This is a genomic window from Pseudoalteromonas sp. SWXJZ10B, assembly GCF_015864475.1.
Taxonomy (GTDB): Bacteria; Pseudomonadota; Gammaproteobacteria; order Enterobacterales; family Alteromonadaceae; genus Pseudoalteromonas; species Pseudoalteromonas arctica.
Genome location: NZ_JADYXD010000018.1, coordinates 1 through 20,931, shown reverse-complemented (window position 1 = coordinate 20,931; position 20,931 = coordinate 1). Strand labels below are relative to the sequence as shown.

16 protein-coding genes are annotated in these 20,931 nt (G+C 38.6%); 2 read left to right on the top strand and 14 right to left on the bottom strand.

Annotated elements, in window-relative coordinates; translation table 11 throughout:
* Nucleotides 1-599: 599 nt before the first annotated feature.
* The 14 genes from mdoH to I6F54_RS14865 all read right to left on the bottom strand — a co-directional run bounded on the left by mdoH (nucleotide 600) and on the right by I6F54_RS14865 (nucleotide 17,111).
* Nucleotides 600-2,561: a glucans biosynthesis glucosyltransferase MdoH gene (gene mdoH / locus I6F54_RS14930; RefSeq protein WP_024593824.1), complete on the bottom strand. Its 1,962-nt coding sequence runs from the start codon at nucleotides 2,559-2,561 to the stop codon at nucleotides 600-602.
* Nucleotides 2,533-4,152 (bottom strand): glucan biosynthesis protein G, encoded by a 1,620-nt coding sequence (locus I6F54_RS14925; protein WP_101216230.1) that lies wholly within the window; start codon nucleotides 4,150-4,152, stop codon nucleotides 2,533-2,535. Before I6F54_RS14925 ends, mdoH begins: the two co-directional genes overlap by 29 nt.
* A gap of 329 nt (nucleotides 4,153-4,481) precedes the next feature.
* Complete coding sequence (locus tag I6F54_RS14920) at nucleotides 4,482-7,214, bottom strand: ExeM/NucH family extracellular endonuclease (protein ID WP_165740307.1); 2,733 nt, start codon at nucleotides 7,212-7,214, stop codon at nucleotides 4,482-4,484.
* Nucleotides 7,215-7,342: 128 nt separating this feature from the next.
* Entirely contained in the window at nucleotides 7,343-8,353 is a 1,011-nt protein-coding gene (gene hemB, locus I6F54_RS14915; protein ID WP_024609387.1) for a porphobilinogen synthase, read from the bottom strand.
* A 12-nt stretch (nucleotides 8,354-8,365) separates the two neighbouring features.
* Nucleotides 8,366-10,219, bottom strand: a complete 1,854-nt coding sequence (locus I6F54_RS14910; protein ID WP_197142102.1) for a sensor domain-containing diguanylate cyclase — start codon at nucleotides 10,217-10,219, stop codon at nucleotides 8,366-8,368.
* Nucleotides 10,219-11,004 (bottom strand): TatD family hydrolase, encoded by a 786-nt coding sequence (locus I6F54_RS14905; protein WP_197142094.1) that lies wholly within the window; start codon nucleotides 11,002-11,004, stop codon nucleotides 10,219-10,221. Before I6F54_RS14905 ends, I6F54_RS14910 begins: the two co-directional genes overlap by 1 nt.
* Entirely contained in the window at nucleotides 11,004-11,519 is a 516-nt protein-coding gene (locus I6F54_RS14900; protein ID WP_197142092.1) for a hypothetical protein, read from the bottom strand. Before I6F54_RS14900 ends, I6F54_RS14905 begins: the two co-directional genes overlap by 1 nt.
* 1 nt (nucleotide 11,520) lies before the next feature.
* Nucleotides 11,521-12,261, bottom strand: a complete 741-nt coding sequence (gene tatC, locus I6F54_RS14895; RefSeq protein ID WP_165729105.1) for a twin-arginine translocase subunit TatC — start codon at nucleotides 12,259-12,261, stop codon at nucleotides 11,521-11,523.
* A gap of 48 nt (nucleotides 12,262-12,309) precedes the next feature.
* Nucleotides 12,310-12,642 (bottom strand): Sec-independent protein translocase protein TatB, encoded by a 333-nt coding sequence (tatB, locus tag I6F54_RS14890; RefSeq protein WP_165729104.1) that lies wholly within the window; start codon nucleotides 12,640-12,642, stop codon nucleotides 12,310-12,312.
* A 5-nt stretch (nucleotides 12,643-12,647) separates the two neighbouring features.
* Nucleotides 12,648-12,896, bottom strand: coding sequence for a Sec-independent protein translocase subunit TatA (gene tatA, locus I6F54_RS14885; RefSeq protein WP_165729103.1), 249 nt, complete (start codon nucleotides 12,894-12,896; stop codon nucleotides 12,648-12,650).
* Between the two features lie 80 nt (nucleotides 12,897-12,976).
* The gene (ubiB, locus tag I6F54_RS14880) at nucleotides 12,977-14,581 is read right to left on the bottom strand and encodes a ubiquinone biosynthesis regulatory protein kinase UbiB (protein ID WP_165729102.1); all 1,605 of its coding nucleotides are present in this window, start codon (nucleotides 14,579-14,581) and stop codon (nucleotides 12,977-12,979) included.
* A gap of 9 nt (nucleotides 14,582-14,590) precedes the next feature.
* Entirely contained in the window at nucleotides 14,591-15,274 is a 684-nt protein-coding gene (locus tag I6F54_RS14875; RefSeq protein WP_165729101.1) for a ubiquinone biosynthesis accessory factor UbiJ, read from the bottom strand.
* Nucleotides 15,275-15,285: 11 nt separating this feature from the next.
* The gene (ubiE, locus tag I6F54_RS14870) at nucleotides 15,286-16,041 is read right to left on the bottom strand and encodes a bifunctional demethylmenaquinone methyltransferase/2-methoxy-6-polyprenyl-1,4-benzoquinol methylase UbiE (protein ID WP_024589468.1); all 756 of its coding nucleotides are present in this window, start codon (nucleotides 16,039-16,041) and stop codon (nucleotides 15,286-15,288) included.
* Between the two features lie 83 nt (nucleotides 16,042-16,124).
* The gene (locus tag I6F54_RS14865) at nucleotides 16,125-17,111 is read right to left on the bottom strand and encodes a GGDEF domain-containing protein (protein ID WP_007579862.1); all 987 of its coding nucleotides are present in this window, start codon (nucleotides 17,109-17,111) and stop codon (nucleotides 16,125-16,127) included.
* Between the two features lie 358 nt (nucleotides 17,112-17,469).
* On the opposite strand from I6F54_RS14865, the gene I6F54_RS14860 reads away from it, so the two are divergent.
* Both I6F54_RS14860 and I6F54_RS14855 read left to right on the top strand, forming a co-directional pair.
* Complete coding sequence (locus tag I6F54_RS14860) at nucleotides 17,470-19,248, top strand: DUF885 domain-containing protein (RefSeq protein WP_197119994.1); 1,779 nt, start codon at nucleotides 17,470-17,472, stop codon at nucleotides 19,246-19,248.
* A 112-nt stretch (nucleotides 19,249-19,360) separates the two neighbouring features.
* Nucleotides 19,361-20,827 (top strand): FMN-binding glutamate synthase family protein, encoded by a 1,467-nt coding sequence (locus I6F54_RS14855; RefSeq protein ID WP_007579865.1) that lies wholly within the window; start codon nucleotides 19,361-19,363, stop codon nucleotides 20,825-20,827.
* Nucleotides 20,828-20,931 lie beyond the last annotated feature (104 nt).

Here is a 20,931-nt window from a genome sequence, read left to right as displayed (position 1 = left end):
ATACGTAATGTAGAATACTAGCACTTTTAGACTAGAGCTCTAAAGTCAGATAAGGAAGTCTCCGCAGCAGAGACGTTTGCTATTAATTCTATATAAGACGTAACAATCATGAAATCTATTAAATTAGCACCAAACTGGTGGCTACAATTTACAAAATGCGTTTTAGCATTCAGCTTAATATTTTTAATTCATATTATATTTTCTGTGAACCTAAAAATTGTTTTTCTCACTGTAATGCCAGCTCTACTGATTATTACTACTTTTAATATTCTTCATCTTCGTTTTTTACATTGTTATAAAGCAGGCATTTGTTATACGCGTTTATGCACAAAGCGTTATATCAATAGCGAGGAAATTAGTTGCGTATCATTTAGTTCGTTTTTTCTTTTCACCATTTTTAAGGTGGAGTTAGATAATGGTAAAACGTTCCATTTTTATAACTGGCAACTTGATGATGAAACGCAATCAGCTATTTCTAAAATGTACTGCAATAAGTTAGCTAACAAAATTGAAAATATTAGCGATAAATGCAATGCTTGATCTTTAATTTAGATAGTAAAAAGGAGCGATTAATCGCTCCTTTTTTGTTTTATAACGCGCTAATTAAACTTTTTTATAGCCTTAGCTTTTAGCGCTTTCATCTTTAGCCTGCGTGGCTTCTTAAAAGACTGGATAGGCATTGTTACCAACTGCTCTTGTGGTAGTGCCGGTATTGTTTGTGGATAAGCACCTTCCTTTGGTACCGAAATTTCTTTTAGATGTATTTTAAGTGCTTCTAGAGTTGAGTCGTTATCAACTTCACTAGGGCAAATAAATATACCTAACTTTCTTAGTTGTACACCGAGTTTAATGCTACTGGTATAACGGATAATCGGAGCGCCTAATACTAAGCCCAGCAATATAGGTGATAACCACCAAAAGAATACTGGTGTGAAGTAGTAAGCCGTACAACCCCATGCAATAGCCACAATAGTTGAGAATAACGTATAACCAAACGCCTCTTTCCACGGAACCATACGACCTTCGCGCGGTTGTGCATCCCACTTCACTTTTTTACCTAAAAACACACAAAGTACAAAGTAAGCATGAAATACCATCATTAATGGGGCAACAATAATAGCAAATACGGTTTCAATGATTGAGCCTAGTATGAGCTTAATTGAACCACCAAAGCGTTTGTTTCTATGTATTAAGGTGACTATTATGCCCATTAGTTTAGGCATTAATAAAATAACAATAGTTAAATACAAGAGTGAATCAATCAGATCGGTTTTAGCTATTTGCCATGTAGGGAATAATTGATAAACACGGTTAAAGTACACATCACTATTTAATGCGCGCGTTACTGCGTCAATAGTACTTAGCGCTAGCATTGAGAGCCAAATTAGTGATGAAATATAGGCTGTGGCACCGAGTAAAAAGTGTAGCTTACTCATTAATTTTAATTTGGATGACGATAGTAAACCTAAGTGCTGAATATTACCTTGCACCCAGCGTCTATCGCGTACAGCGTAGTCTAGAATGTTACTTGGTACTTCTTCATAGCTACCTTCAATATCTGATAGCAACAATACATCCCAACCAGCACTGTGAAGTAGTGAAGCTTCTACAAAGTCATGACTTAAAATTTCGCCGCCAAAAGGTGCATTACCTTTTAGTGTTGGCAAGCCACAGCACGTTATAAATGCTTCAACTCTAATGATTGCATTATGACCCCAGTAGTTGGCTTTATCAGTTTGCCAAAAAGCTGAGCCAGTAGCAAGCATTGGGCTATATAGCACTGACGCAAACTGTAAAAAGCGGCCAAAAAAGGTATCTTGACGAACAGGGATCGGAATAGTTTGGATCAGGCCTGCTTGTGGGTTGTTGAGCATACTTGTAGTAAGCTCTAACATACATTTCCCGGTCATTACGCTATCTGCATCAAGCACAATCATATGGTCGTACTGGCTGCCCCAGCGCTCACAAAAGTCGGTTAGGTTACCTACTTTACGGTGTTTGTTATCTTCGCGACGACGATAAAAAACGTTTTTAGCCGTATCACCTAAACGTTCACACAATGCATGCCATGCACTTAGCTCGTTTTTAGCTATTTCTGGGTCTTGCGTGTCGCTTAATAAGTAAAAATCAAAGTTTGCAAGTTGGCCTGTTTCTTTTAACGATTGCAGACTTACTTCAAAGCCCGCGATAACACGGTGGGTGTCTTCGTTGTAAATAGGCATTACAACGGCGGTTTTTTGGGCGTTAATTGCCTCACTATTAAACTCAATTGGTTTAATACGCTTTAGCGTAAGTGGGTCAATTCGTAATAGCTGTAATACAAAGCCGATTGTTCCACTACAAAATGCCGTTACAATCCAGGCAAAAGTGATTGAGAATAATACTAAAAGAGCATACTCAAGTAATGTCATACCGTTTGAGCTTAAAATCTCAAACATAATAGATATGCCGTAGCCAGATGTGCCAAGCGCTGCAATAGCAAATAGCCAAACTCTTAATGTTTTGAATGGCATTGGAGTGCCCTTACCTTTATTACTTGATGTCATTTGGGTACCAAACATAACTCCATACCTCGCTAATTTCTTTATCACGTAGTTTTAACGATAAACGCATATCAACGGGTTGATCGTCCTGTGGTGCAATTTTAAAGGCTACACGCCATCCGCGTGAATCAGGCAGTTTTTGTACATTCACGTCGGTTACTTCGCCTGTTGTAAGTTGAATGTCGGCATCTAGCTTTAACTGTTCAGAGAGTTGATTTATTTCTGACCCAGTAAAATCAACAGTAAATTGGCGATGGCTTTTTGGTGGAGGGTTGTCCTCACCAGGTAAAGCGGCGCTACCGATCCTTGTGCGCAGTACTCTCGCTTTCTCGTGCTGAGTTAAAACTGCATTAAAGGTCGTCATTTTGTAGCTTAGCTTTAATGAATCACCGGCTTTCATTGGCTTTTCTGGTACCCAGTAACTGACGATATTGTCGTTAGTTTCTGTGTCAGTAGGTATCTCTACAAGCTCTACACGGCCATTTCCCCATTCACCTTGTGGTTCAATCCATAGACTAGGGCGGTTGTGGTAATGTGCTTCTGTGTCCAGATAGTTATTAAAATCTCTGTCTCGTTGAGCTAACCCAAAACCTTTTGGATTATTGTATGAAAACGAAGTTACACTTAGCTGTGAAGGGTTGTTAAGAGGGCGCCATACCCATTTATCATCAGCAGATTGAGTTAATAGGCCATCCGAGTCATGAACTTCAGGGCGATAGTCATCAAAAAATTTGGTACTGTTTTCACCGTGGTAAAACATACTCGTTAATGGAGCTACGCCGAGCTTTTTAATATCTTTACGTGCAAATATCTGCATATCAACATCAACTAGCATATTAGTTGTAGGGTCAACACTAAACTTGTATGCACCCGATATAGATGGGCTATCTAATAATGCAAAAATGGTAATTTGTGTTTGGTCGGCCTTTGGTTTAACTAACCAAAACTCTTTGAACATTGGAAATTCTTCACCTGAATTTTCTGCAGTATCAATGGCAAGGCCTCTAGCTGATAATCCATAAACTTGCTGAGGGCCAACAACTCTAAAATACGATGCTCCCTGAAATACCATTACTTCGTCTTTATACTCGTTAGTATTTAACGGGTAATGTAAGCGAAATCCTGCATGGCCTAGTTGAGTATCCGCAACACTTTTAGCTATTTCTTCTTGTAGTGGTGCAGCAGTGCCATCGTATTGGTAAAAGTCAGTACTGAAAGGTAAGCGACTGCGTTTAGAGTCACTATCAACGGTATTTATTGTCACAGGTGTTTTATATAAAAAACCAGGATGGAATAATTGCAGCTCGTACAGGCCTTCATCTTTCCATACTGCTTTGTCTTTTTTAAATCGAATTGAACGGTAATCTTGATAATCAATATTGTTAAGTGCTTCAAGCTCAATGTTTTTAGGCGCCACGTATTCTTCGCTTGCTAACTTTTTAGCGCGGGCGCTAATTACGTCAAATAAGCTACTTTGTGGGATTGCTACATCAACGGTTGCAGCAATCGCTTGGTTGCTATTGCCCCAAGTCGAAAAAATAATAAGTAGACCCAGTAGTGGTGCTGACTTCTTTTGCCATTTAGGCAGATTTTGGGTTAGTTGTTTCATTCTCATTCCTTTATAAAAACACGACTTATTTTTACGTTTAGGGTAAATATTGATTTTATTTTGTAAGTATCTTCTAAATAACTTAGAGCAAAATTTAAACCTTAATAAAAATTCATATTTTTCAATAGGTAATATTTATATACATAATTCACTGAGGTTTTGTTGTGTAAAATTCACTCAAATGTATGTAGTTGTTACTGATTAATTACTAGAAGATTCACAGATCGTCTGAACATATTACGGGGGGTTTAATGAAGCTTGTCTGAATTACATTTGTATAAAATAAAAAAGCCGCAAGAGCGGCTTTTAAATGTTTAGATCTAACTTAGTTATTTCTTTTTAAATCGACGCACTATTGATAGTGGTGCTAAAAGAAGTGATAACCATAATAATGAACCTGCATCATTATCATCATCTGAGCGTAAGTTATTTACTTTCACGGCTACTTTTTCAACGTTAGATAAGTTACCCACGCTATCCTGAGCTTGCACTGTTAAAGTAATACGATTTTCAAATTCGTAATCAATCTCTCCAGCAACAATTAGCTGCCCCTGATTGTTAATAGAAACGCTGTCATTATCTGATGTAATAAATTTAACAACTGGTGATTCATCGGCATTTGGATCACTAAAATCGAGTGTGCCGATAATTGTTCCAATTGCGCTGTTTTCATCGACTGCAAAAACTTGATCAGCTTTAATAACTGGCGTTTGTTCTTCAGGTGTTAAAGTGATTTCAGATTTAATATCAATAATTACAGGGTCGTGATCTGATGCGCGGTATGCACTTTCAGAGTACAAACTAGATTGTTGACCTTCGCTTTTAAACTCTACATTGTAATCAAGAGAAATAGGTTCATCTGCGTTGATGTGCCAATCTGTTGCTGCGACAATTTTGCTAAGTAGTGATTGGGTAGCTACTGCATGATCTAAACTACCTGCGCGACCAGAAAAACTGTAAGAATAACCAAGCGTATCACCATCAATTTCTGCAACTACATTTTTGTAGCCTTTATCAGCAAATGCACGTATAGGATCTTCCATTGCGTAAGCATTCATATCGCCGACTAAAATAGTATCTTCGTCGTCAACACCGGTTGGTTTGCTATCAAGCCAATTTGCGAATGCATTAGCACCTTCTGTGCGTATTTCATTCCAACAGCCTTGTCCATCACCTGAATCTGCATTGTTTCCAGAAGCACTACCACAGCTTTTAGATTTAAGGTGTGACACAGCAACAGTAAATACTTCATCAGTTTCTAATGATTTAAAGCTTTGTGCAATTGGAGCACGGTTACTAAAATCAAATGGAGCCTCAGTCGTAATAGCAGCAGTACCTACTTCTTCTACTTTGTTAGTACGATAGATAAGTGCGGTAGTAATTGCATCGGTACCAATTTGATCTACGTTAAAATCAACAAATGCATAGTTGTTAGCACTATCAGCGTCATTTAACGCATCTACTAAGCTTGCAATTGCACTAAATTCGCCAAAACCATCATTTTCAATTTCCATTAAACCAACAACATCGGCCTGGATAGCGCTAATGGCACTTACAATTTTAGCTTCTTGGCGAGTAAATTCAGCTTCTGAATCTGCACCTCGGGCTGTCGGGAACCCTCCGCCTTGGCCATCACCATTAAAGTAATTAAGTACGTTAAAGCTAGCTACACGTAAATCTGCTTCAGCATTAAGTTCAGGCGCATTTTCACGTGCATTTGTTGCAATAAACGAAGGTGCTACAGTTGGGTGGATTCTGTAAAGGCTAAAGCTATAAGCAAGTGCCCCCGTAACCGTATTAACTGTATCGCCAGTACGTAATGTATTTTCTGCTGATAAGCCTGGAGTTGGGTAGGCTGTAGGGTCTAAGTTTTGTACTGTAGAGCCATCATCTAGTAAAATCTTTTTAAGTAGATTTTCAGTTTCAACTGCATTAGCTGCATCTCCAGGTAATGCAACTTGGGTACCTTGATACAAGCGTTCTGTTGCTAATTCAACTTCACCATATCGACCAAGGCCAAAGTTATTAGTTACTACTAATGGTTGTTCTAATGTAACTAACATACCTTCAAAAGCTTCTAAATCAGTTGTATCAGCTAAAGGTAAAGTGATTTTTGTAGCTGCTGCAGCTAAACCAGTGCCACATACGGCAACTTGGCTAACACTGCCGATTTGTGTTGCATCAAAATATTCTTCTACAGTACCTTGTACACGTACATGGTCGCCTACGTTTACGTCAATATCTGCAAAATAAACAAATACACCTTCAGAGGTGAGAGGATTTGCATCTATGTCAGCAGCAAGTGAGCTAACGAAAAAGCCTTTTAATTGATCATCATCTTGGAAGTCTGCGGTTACAATACCCTCAAACTCTACTAAAGTATTAACAAGCGGGCTTGCAGAGCTATCGCCTTGTATAGCGTTAATTAGTACTTTTTCTGCGCCACAAACAAGTGGTTCAAGTGGTTCTGGTTCTGGAATTGGTTCAGGAGCACTGCCTTCAGAACCAGAATGAGAACCTAATCCATCGAATGTATCTATATCAAATTGAACCCATTCATCGCTAGGGCTAAACGCTGATGTTGAATCAGTGCGGCCTGTTGTAATACTGTCTTTTCTACGGAGTGTTTTGTTTTGCGTTTGTGCTGAGGCATCAGACCAAAATGACCCTGGATCTACACCCACTTGACCAAAGCTATCGACTACAATACCATCTTTTGTTAACACAAGAGCATCGTCACCGTTGTAAAATGTAACAGTGCTAGTAGTATCGGAAATACTTAGTATGTCTTCAATTGCGCCGGAGTTGGCAATTACGTATGTTGTATTTGCAGCTAATTCACCTGTTAAAGCAATAGAATTTCCTACAGTATCGCTACCGTTTGAATACAGTCCTAATGTGTATCCATCAAGTACTATTGAGGTAGGTGCATTATTATAAAGCTCAATTGCTTTATTATTACTGCTTCCCTCTATGTATTCTGAAATGATTAGATCTGCAGAGGCTGGTGCACTGAGACTTGCTATAACAAGTGCGAGTGGTGTTATTTTTGTTTTAAACATTTTTTTATTATTCCCGTGTATTAATCCCAAAATGGGACACCAGTTTAGAGAATAAATATGACGAAAATAATACAAAAATGTAAACAAATGTAAATAAAAGGCGGTTTAGCCGCCTTTTTATAAAAACCTTACTTTTTAGCTAGGTATTGTGCGGCTTGCTTAGCAAAATAGGTCAATATTCCATCAGCGCCTGCACGCTTAAATGCAAGTAAAGACTCCATTATAGTAGCTTCCTCACTTAACCAACCGTTATCAATAGCTGCTTTGTGCATTGCATACTCGCCACTTACCTGATATGCGAAAGTAGGTACACCAAACTCGTCTTTAACACGACGTACAATATCTAAATAAGGCATGCCAGGCTTAACCATGACCATATCAGCGCCTTCTTGTAAGTCTAATGCGACTTCACGTATTGCTTCATCAGAGTTTGCTGGGTCCATTTGGTAGGTTTTTTTATCGGCACCTTTTAAGTTCCCAGCAGAACCTATTGCGTCTCTAAATGGGCCATAGTAGCTAGATGCATATTTAGCTGAGTAGGCCATAATACGGGTATGTACAAACCCATCAGCTTCAAGTGCTTCACGAATTGCAGCAATACGGCCATCCATCATGTCCGAAGGGGCAATTACATCAGCGCCCGCTTCTGCATGCGAGAGTGCTTGTTTAACTAAAATTTCGGTGGTTACGTCGTTTATTACATAGCCTGTGTCATCAATAATGCCGTCTTGACCGTGCGTCGTGAATGGATCAAGTGCACCATCAGTAATTACACCCAACTCAGGAAAGGCTTCTTTTAAAGCGCGAACAGTGCGTTGCACTAAGCCATCGTCATTATATGCTTCTTCGGCAAATAGTGATTTTTTGTCCGCAGGGGTTACCGGAAAAATAGCAACGGCAGGTACGCCAAGATCAACAAGTTCTTTTGCCTCAAGTAATAGTAAATCTATCGATAGACGTTCAATACCAGGCATTGATTCAATTGCTTCGCGACGATTTTTACCTTCTAGTACAAATACAGGGTAAATTAAATCGTTTACGCTAAGTTGGTTTTCGGCCATTAAGCGGCGAGAAAAGTCGCTGCGGCGCATTCTGCGCATGCGAGTATACGGGAAAAGGTCTAATCCTGATTGGGCCATATTAATATGCTCCTACTGTGGTAATGGAAAAGTGATTACTTGATTACGGCCATGTTGCTTTGCGTAATAAAGTGCTTTGTCGGCGCACTCAGTAAAAATTTGAGGGCTGCTAACATCATCAGCAATGCTGGTGTATACACCAGCGCTAATTGTAAATTGAATATCATTATTGGCAACCGTTACTGTACTGGCTGAGATAGCTGCTCGTATTTTTTCAGCTATGTCTTGTGCACCTTCGCTGGGGGTATTAGGTAATAGCACCACAAACTCTTCACCGCCATAACGAGCAACTTCATCGAGTGGTCGCTTTAAATGATCTTTTATAAGGTCAGATACAGCTTTAATAACTTGATCGCCAATTATGTGTCCGTATGTATCGTTAATGCTTTTGAATCGGTCTATATCAAGCATAACAATACTAAGCGGCGTTTGTTCTCGGCGAGACCGACGAATCTCCATTATTAGCTTTTTATCAAAAAAGCGTCTGTTTTTTATTCCGGTTAAAGCGTCTTCGGTATTGAGTAACTCAAGTGAGCGGTTTTTTTCTTCAAGTTCTCTGAGTGTAACTTGTAATTCAAAGGTGCGTTCGTCGACTTGTGATTCGAGTTCTTGGCGTGTTTTTTCTTGTAACTTTAAGCGTTCTTTAAGTAGCGTATCTTGAGCTGCATTTTCAGCAATCAAGGTTTGCTGAGCAATTACTTCTTCATCACGTTGCAAAATAAATAACTTCATTACACTGTAGCATAGACAAAATGTGCAGCTAAAAAAGCATGTAAATACAAATGCTAATGTACTTCTGTCAAAGGCGTATAACCCTATTACTGCAACAATAAAATAAAGCATCACCACCAAGAAAAAAACTAATACGAGCAGTAGCGCTTTATTAGGTTTAGAAGGTGATAAACGTATGCACATAAGTGTAGTTGCAATATAAAAGCCTAAAACGATTGGGATAGTAGTTAAGCAAAATAGTGTCACTATATGGGTTGGAAATAGCCAAATAGACAATAACGAGACACCTAATGCATTAACTATCACTTTTTGAACCGTTAGTAAAAAAGAGGGCTTTGGATGGCAAATTTGCTTTTGTAAAGGCAAAAACATTAAAGCAATAAGCATAAGTAATATAGGGATCATAACTTGCTGTAACACTGGCAAATTAGGGTGAATATATTTCAGGCCAAAGCCACAAATGTAGGCTAATAAGCTACCTAATGTGAGGGTAATTAAACCAGCATAAACAAAATAACGTTTACGTGAAAAACTATATAAAACTAAGCAGCTCACGCCTAAAGAAAATATAAAACCAATCAATAAGCCATAGAGTAAATTAAGTTTACCTTTATGTGCCAAATAAGCCTCTGGTTGCCACAGCGTTAAAGGGACTCGCAAGCCGGAGCTATTCGTCACTCTCATAATCATAATGGTTTCGCTATTTGCAGGGCTAATTAGTTTAACTAATAAAGATTCACTCTTAATCGCACGTTTATTAAGGGGGTATCCATCGCCAATTTGGGTGTGAGAAATTAATTGCGAGTTATGTAACTGATATACTTGAACGTCGTTTAGCAGAGGGTTGTTTAGTGACAACAGTTGTTCGGTATCATAACTAAGCGTGTTTTTTATTTTAAATTTCATCCATACAGAACGCTGCTCAAGACCTAGGTTAAGAGGTTTACCTGTGTTTTTTTGCCACTGTATATGGCTACTTTGTTGTGCATCTAATAGCGAAGTTGGTTCAAAAGAGTAATGCAGGTTATTAATGTCTTGGGAGTTAAAATCATGTTTTATTATTACAGGGCTTGCGAAAGAGCAAAAAGTGCAAAGAAGCATCAATAAACTTAGTAATGCTTTTGCGCACGCCATTAGCAGCTCTTTAAACCAAAAACATTGTAAAAGTTTTCTGTAGTTTTGTGGGCCACAACTTCTTCATCTATTTGATAAAGTTGTGCAACCGTTTGACAGATATAAGGAAGCAGAGCGGGTTCATTTTTACGCGATTTAGGTTTTGGCTTAACTGTTCGTGGAATTAAAAATGGTGCATCAGTTTCTATTAATAATCGATCTAGAGGAATGCTAGGCACTAGTTGTTGTAAATCTTTACCACGCCTTTCATCACATACCCAACCCGTTATACCAATATACAGACCTAAATCTAAATATTGCTTTAGAGCTGCTGAGTTACCCGTAAAGCAGTGGAGTACACCGCGAATATTAAACTCTTTTAAAATACTTAGCATGTCGTCACTTGCATCACGTTCATGTAAGTAAACAGGTAAATCTAATTTTTCGGCAAGTGCTAGGTGGCGTCTAAAAACACTACGCTGTACATCGCGAGGCGAAAAGTCACGGTTATAATCAAGGCCGCATTCACCAATCGCTATGACTTGCTTATTGTTTGCAAGTGCAGTTAATTGTGCTTCTAATTCATTCGTCGCCGATTTAGCATCATGTGGGTGGACACCCGCCGTAGAATATTGGAGATGTTTTATCGCAAGTTCAAGTGATTGCTGACTACTCGCAATGTCACAACCTATAATAAGCATATTTTTAACACCGGCTTCGCTTGCACGGGTAATTACATCATAATGCTGGTCATCAAATTGATGATTAGTTAAGTTAACTCCAGCATCAATTAACGTATATGACATTATTTAGTACGTTTAACGCGAATAGAGCGGTTTTTACCGTCTTGTTTCAGTAAAAAGGAGTTGAATGCACCGCGGCTGATTACAATTGTATCGTTTTCTTTTAAACGCATGCTGTCAGAGCCAATTTGACGCCATTGTTGGCCGTTATCTAGCGAAATAATTAACTCGCCATAAGCTGCTTCTTTCACTGAAGTAACCATAGCTTTAATTTCAGTCTCTTTTTCTACCTGTGATTCTTTGTGCTCTAAGCCAAAATCGTCAGTTTTTGCCTTTACTTGCATTGGTGCAGCAGCTACGGCTTGAGGTACATTGTTAGCCGTTGGTGGAGTGAGTGTTTTTGTTATTGTTGGCTTTGTTAGTGATTTACCAGCAATTGTATTGTCATAGCAAAGTAATCGGTTAAAGTCATTTTCAATAAAGCTACATGCTTGCAGGGCCTGAGTATTAAATTCAGTTTGCGCAGCAAAAGTTGGGGCACTTAATAAAACCAATAGTGAGAGTAGTTGTTTTTTCATTTTATTCCTCAGATTCTTTTTGTGGTTTGGCGGTATAAAATTTTGCTAAAATTAAACCTAGTTCAAACAAAAGAAGCATCGGAAATGCTAATAATGTTTGTGATAAAACATCAGGCGGTGTTAAAAACATTGCCACTACAAATACACCCACCACGATATAAGGGCGCTTTTCTTTTAAGCTTTTTGTTGTTGTTGCGCCACTCCAGCATAGCAGCATAATAGCTACTGGAATTTCGAAAGCGACACCAAATGCAAAAAATAGTTTTAATACGAACCCTAGATAGCTAGCGATATCGGGTGCGAGGGTCATCATCTCAGGACCTGTGCTTGTAAAAAAACCTAATATAATTGGTAGTACTGCAAAATAACAAAAAGCGATACCACCATAAAACAAGACAACGCTTGAGATTAGTATAGGTATTAGCATTTTTTTTTCATTTTGGTACAAGCCAGGAGCTATAAACCCCCAAATTTGATGAAGTATCCATGGAGTAGATAATAAAGCTGCAACAAAAAAAGTAAGCATCATAGGGACTATAAAAGGGTCACTCACATTTATAGCTATCATGGTCGCGCCATTAGGTAAATGAACCACTAATGGTGCAGCTATAAGTTCGTAAATATCATCTTTAAAATAAAACAGTGCGATAAAAAATAATAAAATGCTCAATAGTGCTTTTATTAGTCGATCACGTAACTCAATTAAATGAGATACAAACCCCGATTTTACTTCCTCAACCATTATTTTTTATACCATGTAGTAAGTTGACCACAAAGTGAGAGATAAACTTCACTTTTTTTCATCAAGTTGTTGGCTATTTGATGTATCCGGTTGTTGTTTCTTGTAGCTGTGAGTAACTGACTCAGCCGCTTTTTGTAGCTCTGTTAATGAGCTTTGTAGCTCAGGGCTTAAATCTTTTAGTTCTTGTTGTTCTGCTTTTTTAAGGTTTTCGTGAAGTTCATGAATGCGCAGTTCTTCACTTACTTCTGCTTTTACCGAGTTGGCAACCGACTTAGCGGTTTTAACCCATTTACTCACTGTTCTAATAGCAACAGGTAAGCGCTCAGGGCCGAGTACCACTAAGCCAACAATAAAAACTACAACAAGTTCCCACATACCCATACTTATTAAACCTTATTGTTATCTTTGGTTTTTTCAGTATTGATTGAGTCGCCAACGGTGCTTTTTTCTGATTGTTGAATTTGCTCTGATTTTTCTTGCTCGTTAGCTTGATCATCCGACATTGCTTTTTTGAAGCCTTTAACAGCGCCGCCAATGTCTCCACCCATACCGCGTAGCTTTTTTGTGCCGAAAAGCAAAACTATGATTGCCAAAACAATTAATAATTGCCAAATACTAATACCACCAAAACCCATGGTTTTCTCCAATATATAAAATGGTTAAATGTCTATTTTAAATACTAATTATACGCCAAATAGCGTAAATAGCACTCAGTTTATGCGCTGCGCCATGCTGCTATAAAGCTAATAACAGATAAGCCTATTGCAATACTTGCAGCTACTAAATCGTACTGTAAATAACAAAGTGTTGCCATGATCATTGTAGCACTACCAAATAAACCTAAAATTAAAGGTTTATGAGATACCTTTTGTTCTTGAGGTTGATGAGCGTGTGGTGCACGCTTTAAATTTTGGTAAATTAGATCGGGTAGCTCGGGCATTTTTTCAGCCCAAAATGGTAAGTTAGCATACATTTGTTTCAATATAGATAACGGGCCGACTTGTTGCTTTACCCAATCTTCTAAAAAGGGTTTGGCTGTTTTCCATAAGTCGAGTTGCGGATACAGCTGACGCCCTAATCCCTCAACGTATAATAAGGTTTTTTGTAGTAGGACTAACTGTGGTTGTACCTGCATGTTAAAACGACGTGCGGTATTAAATAAATTTACGAGCACGTGACCAAATGAAATTTCAGCAAGGGGCTTATTAAATATAGGCTCGCATACAGTGCGAATCGCAAATTCAAACTCTTCAATACTGGTATCGTGTGGTACCCAGCCAGAATCAACATGCAACTGTGCTACTTGGCGGTAATCGCGATTAAAAAAGGCAATGAAGTTTTCGGCTAAGTAGCGTTTGTCTTCTTTACTTAAAGTACCAACAATACCGCAATCAATACCGATATACATTGGATTTTCAGGATGCTCGCGAGAAACAAATATATTGCCAGGGTGCATATCGGCATGAAAAAAGCTGTCCCTAAACACCTGCGTAAAAAATACCTCTACGCCACGCTCAGCCAATAACTTCATATTGGTGTTTTGCGCCATAAGCGCATCTTTATCAGATACGGGTATACCGTAAATACGCTCCATTACAAGTACATTACTGCGGCTGTAATCACTATACACTGCAGGTATATACAATGACTCAGAACCTTCAAAGTTACGCTTTAGCTGTATGCCATTGGCACCTTCTCGCATTAAATCGAGTTCATCAAGAAGCGTTTTTTTATACTCCTTAACAACTTCGACAGGACGAAGACGTTTTGATTCGTTGTGTACCTTAGCGAGGACTTTGGCAAGTTTTTCCATTAACGCCAAGTCTGCATTAATTTGCTCGTGAATATTTGGTCGAATGACTTTAATTACGACATCTTGCTCAATGCTTTGCTCATCAATCAGCTTTGCTGTATGTACTTGTGCTATTGATGCTGACGCTAATGGTGTTTGTGAAAACTCACTAAACAATTCGCTTATGTCGTTAACTTCGAGTGCTTTTTCAATTATTTTTTGGGCTAGCTCACCTTCAAATGGCTGAACTTGATCTTGTAAAAATGCCAGCTCTAAAGCGATATCATGTGGGAGTAAATCACGACGGGTTGAGAGCATTTGACCAAATTTAATCCAAACAGGGCCAAGCTCTTGCAGTGCTAAACGTAAGCGTAAACCATGAGATTTTTCTTTGTGTTGATTACGTAGCCAAAATAAACTGCCGCGAGCTACTTTACCAAACCAAGGGATCTTATGTTTTGGAATTAGTTCGTCTAGCCCATAGCTAAGTAACGTTTTGGTGATGTTATATAAACGTGCAGTCGACACAAAAAATCCTTAGAGAGGCTTCGGAGATGAAAAAGAGTTTAATAAAGCATTTATGCGCTGCTCAACGGCAGCCACTTGCCCTTTGAGCTCTCTATTTGTTTGTTTAAACTGCTCAAGTTCTAATGGATGAATAGTAATTGCGAGCTCATCTTGGCATAAACTTGTAAGCATTGTACTTATTTTAGTATTGGTTTTGCTGCCGTTTTGTTTTAGTTTTTTTAAGTGCAGGTATAACTGCTGAGCGGGGGTATCGCCAATATATTTAGAAAACTGCTCAGGCCAATCAATATCAATGCCTGAAAACGCATTACTATAAGTTTGCGCAATATTTAAGTCGCCTTGCAAGTCGAGCTTATCTTGGCGAATTAATTGGGTAAGCATTGCTGGGTTTTTGAGCGCTAAAAGCGTACCTATGTCGGCGCTGATCATACAATCTGCGTTTTCATTGCTTTGGGCACTATATAAGTGTAATTGCTCAGCGCTATAAACAAGTTGGATGCTTTGTTGCCAGTCTCTTACTTCAACCACTAAGCGCTGATGTTTAACGGCGCTTAGCTTTTGAGATAATTGTGGGTCAAGGCTAAGTGCTTGATTTAGTACACGCTCAATAAGCGAAAGTACAAAATTAGGTAACATAAAAAATTCAGATGGCATTGCATCATTATTATTTTTTGTTATTTTCTCAAGCGCCATAACTGCTAGCCTTAATATTTAAAACCACGGTGCAGCGCAACAATTCCGCCTGTGAGGTTTTGGTATGTTGTTTGCTCAAAGCCTGCATCTTCCATCATCGCTTTTAGCGTGTCTTGATCTGGATGCATACGAATAGATTCAGCTAAATACTTATACGATTCACTGTCGTTAGCAACTAGCTTACCCATTGTAGGCAATAAATTAAATGAGTAAAAATCGTAAGCTTTACTAAGTACGTCATGCTCTGGTTTTGAAAACTCTAAAACAAGTAAACGACCACCTGGCTTTAAAATACGGTACATAGAGCGTAATGCTTTGTCTTTATCGGTAACGTTACGTAAGCCAAAGGCAATAGTGATCACATCAAAGCTATTATCTGGGAACGGTAGCATTTCTGCATTCATTTGTACGTAGTCGATATTGCCCACTAATCCAAGATTATGAAGTTTTTCACGACCAACTTTGAGCATAGATGAGTTTATATCACCCAAAACAACTTGACCCGTTTCGCCCACTAATTGGCTAAACTTTGCCGTTAAGTCGCCAGTGCCGCCGGCTAAATCGAGTACATGATGGCCTTTACGAACACCTGAGCTTGCAATAGTTTGACGTTTCCATAAACGATGCACCCCAAAAGACATTAAATCATTCATTACATCGTATTTTGCAGCTACTGAGTGAAATACATCAGCAACCATAGAAGCTTTATCGTTCTCGGCTACTGTTTTATAACCAAAATGCGTGGTCTTTTGTTCGGTTTCGTTCATGATTAATCTCTATCGTGACAATAGAGGTTAGTGTACTTTATTGTACACAGTAGGCGCAATTTGAATATGATTTATCAGGTAATTTATTGCCCTGCAGTGTAACTACTTTGACCTAATGAACGTGCTTTAAAAGCCGCATGAGATGCTTTTTTTGCTAACTGATTAAAATCATCTTCTTGTTGATGCTGAGCAATTCCTAGTGATAAGCCAATACTTGGTAGCTTGATACCTGTTTTTGAACTAACAAAGCGTAGCTTTTCGACCCCATTTCGTACTTTTTCGGCAATAACATTAGCTGTATCTGGGTCTATGTCGGCGAGGAGAACAGTAAATTGATCTTTTGCTGTGCGACCAGGTAAGCCACTTTGAAAAACATATTTTTGCACTTGCTTAGCGACTTTACTCAAAATGACTTCACCAATAATATCACCATAATTTTTAGTAAAGTGATCAAGGTTGTCTATTTGAATCGCTATTGCGCAAATAGATTTTTGTTGATTAGTCCACACTTGGGTTTGTTGCGTTAAATAATGGCGCTTATAAAGCCCTGTTTGGCTATCAATAATATGCTGTTTACGAAGTTGAGTTAGCTGCTTTTGTGTTTTTTCGTGTAGTTGTTTGGCTTTGCTTAGCTCTTGCTTAAATTGCTTATGTTGGTTGAGTAATTCGGCGGTTTGATTATGAAGAACTTCAAGCGCTTGACGGCTTTGTTCTATGTTGTTCTCATCTAGCGAATGTACGCATTCGCTCACTTGACCCGCAAAGCGAATTATTTGCTTTTCAGTAGCTTGAGAATTTTGAGAAAGTGAGTTTATAACACCATCAACATTTTGAATCATGTTGACTTGCGCTTTGTGGCCAGTATTTAAAAACTCAGAATGTAGTTGTTCAATTAAAACGCTATCTATATTGTCTTCAACAGCGATAGCACGGTCTAAAGCTTTATTTAGCTTGAGATTAGTTTGACTGGTATAAGCATAAATAACTTGATAATTCAGCGGCGTAGGTGGGAGCGTATAGCGCTCTAAAAAAACACACACTTTGGTCATTTTTTCTTGTGCAATAGCCATGGAATCATGGAACATCATTTTAAATACCAACTAAGTACGCATAAGTGCAAATTTTAAAATATCTCATTCCATGAGGCGGTTATGCGTCCGAGCTTTTTATTATTTTTTTATACAGTAATCATTATCCGAGCTATTTAAAAGCAAAAACGATAGTTAGGGAACTTAAATTTTGCTTTAGCAGCTTAATCGCTGTTTTTCTCATCAATTAGGCTGGTTTTTACTTCATTTAATGTATGTAACGTATTAATACACTTGGTATAAGTAGGGATTATTACTATGAGGTTGGTCTCATTTACTTGCTATTTATTTACCCTACGATAGCTTTATGAAATTAATAACACTGCTAAGTTACATTATAATGAATCATTTTTTAATTAAGCCCCTTCGCCAATCTTTATTTGGTATCACGGTTTTGTGCTCATTAAGTGCATGCCAAATGACCATGCAAAATTCAGATCAACAATTTACTCAAGTAGCGCAAAGTATTGTTGATTATAGAGAAAGTATTAACCCTTACGATAGTGTAGGTGGTGTTGAAGGTTATTTATTACCAAATTTATCCCCTGAATTTTTAGCGCAAGAATATAAAAATAAAACGCGATTACTTGCTGAATTAGACACTATTAATATTGAAAAGCTAAGCGATGAAAATCAAATTAACTTCGATATTATTCGAGCTCAAGTACAAAACAGTGTCGATGAATATGTATTTAATGCGCACTATATGCCGCTCACCTCTGAATATGGGTTTCATTCTGGTTTGTCGTACATAATAAATAGCTCTCAATATAAAAACCCGGAAGATTACCAAGTGTATCTTGCACGATTGGCGCAAGTTCCACGCTTTTTTGAGCAAAACATGTATTGGATGACAAAAGGACTTGAAACTGGGCTTACTCAACCTAGAGCTGTATTAGAAGGTTATGAAGATTCAATTAATGCTTACATTGTTGACGATGTAACTACGTCTGAATTTTATAAACCATTTTTAACTAACACAGCTGGTTTAAGTGAAAGTGAATTTAAAGCACTACAACAAAAAGCTAAAAATATTATAAAAGAAGAGGTTATAAAATCTTATAAAGATTATTTAGCGTTTTTTACGCAGCAATATCGACCTGGTGCACGTACAAGTATTGGTATATCAAATACACCTAATGGCGAAGCGTTTTATAAAAATAGAGCTAAGTACTACACCACTACCGATATGACACCTAAAGAGATTCACGAACTTGGCTTAAAAGAAGTTGAGCGAATTCGTAGTGAAATGGAAAACGTAATAGCAGAGGTAGGTTTTAAAGGCACGTTTGCCGAATTTATCCACTTTTTACGCACTGATCCACAATTTTACGCCACAACACCAGAGCAACTTTTAAAAGAAGCATCTTATATTGCTAAAAAAATGGATGCACAACTGCCTAAATTATTTCATACCTTGCCGCGCAAACCTTATGGTGTAGCACCTGTACCGGCAAGTATTGCACCTAAATACACAACCGGTCGATATTCAGGCTCTAATCGAGATGATGAAGCAGGGTATTATTGGGTAAATACTTACGCTTTAGATAAGCGCCCTTTGTATGTTTTAGAAGCATTAACGCTGCACGAAGCCGTGCCAGGTCATCATTTACAGATATCACTTAATGCAGAGCTTGAAAATCTGCCGAGCTATCGCCGTGATGCTTACCTCTCGGCATTTGGCGAAGGTTGGGGGCTTTACTCTGAGTATTTAGGTTTAGAGGCAGGCTTTTATCAAGACCCATATAGCCGTTTTGGTCGTTTAACGTATGAAATGTGGCGAGCAGCGCGTTTAGTTGTTGATACAGGTATGCATATGTATGGCTGGAGTCGCGAGCGTGCCATGAACTTTATGAGCGAAAATACAGCGCTTTCGTTGCATAACGTTAAAACCGAAACCGATCGTTATATTACATGGCCTGCACAGGCGCTTTCGTACAAAATAGGTGAGCTTACTATTAAGCGTTTACGCATTGAAGCAGAGCAAGCGCTAGGAAAAAGCTTTGATATTCGTGAATTTCATCATCAAATATTACGCCATGGTTCAGTGCCTTTATCGGTACTTGAAACGCAAGTGCGTTTATATATAAAAGCAGAGTTAGCTAAACAACAGAATTAGATATAAGGCAGTTAAAGCCTTGAACAAATAAAAGTGTTATGTCATTTTGGTGGTATAGCACTTTTTTATTTTAAAAACAGTCATCAAGGGGCCTTGGGTGAGTAATTTTATAATGTTTAGTATTGATGTATTTGCAAGTATGTTTATTGTTGTTTTAGGGTTGTTGGTTTTAATCGTTGTCGTTTTTTATATTCGAGATGTAACACAAACCAAGCATGCTATTAGACGTAATTACCCTGTTATTGGTCGCTTTCGATATTTTTTTGAACGCCAAGGTGAGTTTTTTAGACAGTACTTTTTTGCTCAAGATAGAGAAGAAATGCCGTTTAACCGCGCAGAGCGAAGTTGGGTTTATCGTGCAGCAAAAGATGTTGACCGTACGGCTGCATTTGGCTCCACGCAAAGCTTAGAAGTAACTGGTACGGTTATGTTTATGAACTGTGCATTTCCTACTTTAGACGAAGAAGCGCTCGACCCGAGTAATGTTACTTTGGGTCCATACTGTAAAACACCTTACACGACCAACTCGTTATTCAATGTGTCTGGTATGAGTTTTGGTGCGCTTTCAAAGCCAGCTGTACGAGCCTTATCAAAAGGGGCAAAACTAGCGGGTTGTTGGATGAACACCGGTGAAGGGGGGTTAAGTCCTTATCACTTAGAAGGTGGTGCCGATTTAGTGTTTCAGATTGGTACAGCTAAATATGGTGCACGAGACGAGCATGGAAATTTAAGTACCGAAAAGCTAAAAGAAATAGCGGCTCATGAACAAGTAAAAATGTTTGAACTTAAAATGAGCCAAGGTGCAAAACCAGGTAAAGGCGGTATGTTACCAGGGCGCAAAGTTAACGCCGAAATAGCTAAAATTAGGGGCATACCAGAAGGGCAAGATTCTATTAGCCCCAATGGTCATCCTGAAATTAAAAACCCAGCCGATATTCTCGATATGATTGCCACTGTGCGTAACGCGACAGGTAAACCTACAGGGTTTAAAGCCGTTATTGGTGCTTACGGATGGTTAGAAACGTTGTTCGCTGAAATAAACCACCGTGGTATAGAGTCCGCGCCTGACTTTATTACCATAGATAGTGCTGATGGTGGTACGGGCGCAGCACCACAACCGCTTATGGATTCAGTGGGTTTACCACTGCGCGAAAGTTTACCGCTTGTAGTTAATATGCTTGAAAAACATGGACTGCGAGATCGTATTAAAATAATCGCGTCTGGTAAATTAATTGTTCCTTCAAAGGTGGCTTGGGCGTTAGCGCTCGGTGCTGATTTTGTTGTATCGGCTCGAGGGCATATGTTTGCACTGGGCTGTATTCAGGCAATGCAATGTAATAAAGATACCTGTCCGACCGGGATCACTACGCATAACGAGCGTTTGCAACGCGGCTTAAATGTAGCTGATAAAGCGCAACGAGTAGCTAACTATAATAAATACATTCATTACGGAGCTGGGCTAATAGCTCATTCTTGTGGTGTGACTAGTGCACGCGAATTAAAACGTGAACATGTACGTATAGTGCAAGAAAGTGGTTTATCAGAACCGCTCGATAAAATTTACGAAAACTATAAGTAAGTTTTTAACTAACTAAAAAAGGCGCTAATAGCTGTCTCTTATACACAAATCCCTGCTAAGAAATTAGCGGGGATTTTTTTGAACTAAATCTCAATGTCATGATC